The organism is Dietzia sp. Cai40 (assembly GCF_014145165.1).
In the GTDB taxonomy this organism is placed as follows: domain Bacteria; phylum Actinomycetota; class Actinomycetes; order Mycobacteriales; family Mycobacteriaceae; genus Dietzia; species Dietzia natronolimnaea.
The window spans coordinates 1-1894 of record NZ_JAALEB010000059.1 but is presented as its reverse complement, the minus strand read 5'-3'; the positions used below and the strand labels follow the sequence as shown (position 1 = coordinate 1894).

Below are 1894 nucleotides of genomic sequence, written 5' to 3'. Positions count from 1 at the left end.
CGCCCGCCCCGGACCCGCGGAGTCGGGCGGGGCTCTGGGTGGGATGCCTCCTCCCCGTCGTCAACTGGTTCCGGATCCCCGTCTACCTCGCCGAACTCCGCCTGGCCTCGCCCCGCGCGCCCACCAGGTCCGGACTCCTCCGGTGGTGGGTGGCCGTCGCCGTGAACGGGATCGCGGTCGCGCTCGCACTGTGGCGGGGCACGGGTGAGGGCTCGCAGGCCGCGGCGGACACGGTTCTCCTCACCGCGCTCGCGGCGGCCGCCGCGGTGTGGGCGGCGCGTGAGACCCGGACCGTCATGCGGAGTTTCGATGAGCCTTCCCCGCGGTTCACCCGGCGGCTTCTCCCGCGGGGCATCGTGGAGACGTCCCCGGCTCGAGAGGAGTGAGACGTGACGGTCCCCGCGACCACACATCTGCGGTCCACGGTGTCCACCGGGAGCGGGGTCGTCGCCCACAGAGGGGCCTCGGCCGAGTTCCCCGAACTCACGCTCGTCGCCTACGAGAAGGCCCTCGAGCAGGGCGCAGAGGCGCTCGAGGTGGATGTGCGGCTCACCTCCGACGGTGTCCCGGTGCTCCTGCACGATCCCCGGACCGCGCGCGTGGCGGACCGCGACGTCTGGGTCCACTCCAGCACCCTGGACGAGCTGTCCGCCCTCGACCTGGGCTCCTGGCATCCGGTGCACCGCCGGCCCGAACCACTCCTCACGCTGCGCAGTCTCCTGGTGATGGCCGAGGCGTACCCGCACGTGAAGCTGTTCCTGGAGACCAAGCACCCGGTGCCCACCGGCGGCCGCGTCGAGGTCGCGCTCCGGGACGAGCTGAGGTACTTCGGTCTGGACCGGCCCGCCTCGCACGCCGAGTCCCGCGCGCTCATGATGAGCTTCTCCGTGATGGCGGTGCGACGGTTCAGGCAACTGGCCCCGCAGGTGCCGACCGTGCAGCTCCGCGAGCGCGGCAACGTCCTCAAGTCGTGGCCGGCCGAGGGGTTCGGCGCCCAGTTGATGGGCCCGAGCATCGGCGCGCTCCGGGCGCGGCCGTGGTTGGTCGAGTACTGGAGGTCGCGGGGGATGGGGACCTACTGCTGGACCGTCGACGACCCGGCGGACATGCTCCTGTGCCGCGACCTGGGCGTGGAGTGGGTGGCCACCAACGTCCCGACACGGGCCCGGGGCGTCCTGGACGGGCCCACGCGTCGCGACTGACCCCGCCACGCCCGGCCCGATCCTGGGCCCCCGTGCGATGACGGCACCAGAGTGCGATGTCCGGGGGCGGGCCGCGCGGGCGCACCGTATCGTGGTGCCCGTGGGTAGACGTCAGCGCCATAATGAGCCCAAGTCCGGCGGCAACCGCCAGGCCAAGATCGCCGCTCGCGCGGCCGAGCGTGAGGAACTGAGCACGGAACCCCGGCCGTTCGCCGGGTTCGCCGGTGAGTGCGACATGGTCGCGATGCGCGAGTTCGTGCCGTCGGCGACCGCGCGACTCACCACCACCGCCGAGAAGCGGGAGATCATCCTGGCGACCGTCCTGCCGGGGGCCATCGCCGGCCTGGTGCGCGACGACGAGCTGGGCGGTGAGGCCATGGTGGGTCTCCAGGTGCAGGTCCACGGACCCGATCCGGCGGCCGACCTGGCCTACGCGGTGGACTGGGCCTCGCGTGCCGGGGGAGGGGAGACCCTGACGTCCTCCCACCCGGACGAGTCCACCCCGGCGTTGGAGGACGTCGTGGTCGCCGACGCCCCGCTCGAGATCGCGGTGCACGGCGACTTCTCCTGGTGGCTCGCCGAGGGCGCCCAGGTCAGGCCGGAGATCGCCCAGGCCATCAAGAACGCCAACGAGGTCATGATGCCCTCCGCCAGGGTCGCGGCCGACGGCATCGAGGCGGCCTGGTGGGTCG

Annotated in this window: 3 protein-coding genes; all 3 read left to right on the top strand. The window is 72.9% G+C overall.

What is annotated here, in order from left to right; translation table 11 throughout:
* Positions 1 to 386: DUF4328 domain-containing protein (locus tag G6022_RS02750; RefSeq protein WP_182690987.1), on the top strand; the 386-nt coding region annotated here is incomplete at its 5' end.
* Between the two features lie 3 nt (positions 387 to 389).
* Positions 390 to 1202: a glycerophosphodiester phosphodiesterase family protein gene (locus G6022_RS02745; protein ID WP_182639950.1), complete on the top strand. Its 813-nt coding sequence runs from the start codon at positions 390 to 392 to the stop codon at positions 1200 to 1202.
* Between the two features lie 100 nt (positions 1203 to 1302).
* On the top strand, positions 1303 to 1894 hold a 592-nt coding region (locus G6022_RS02740), incomplete at its 3' end, for a DUF5926 family protein (RefSeq protein ID WP_347238145.1).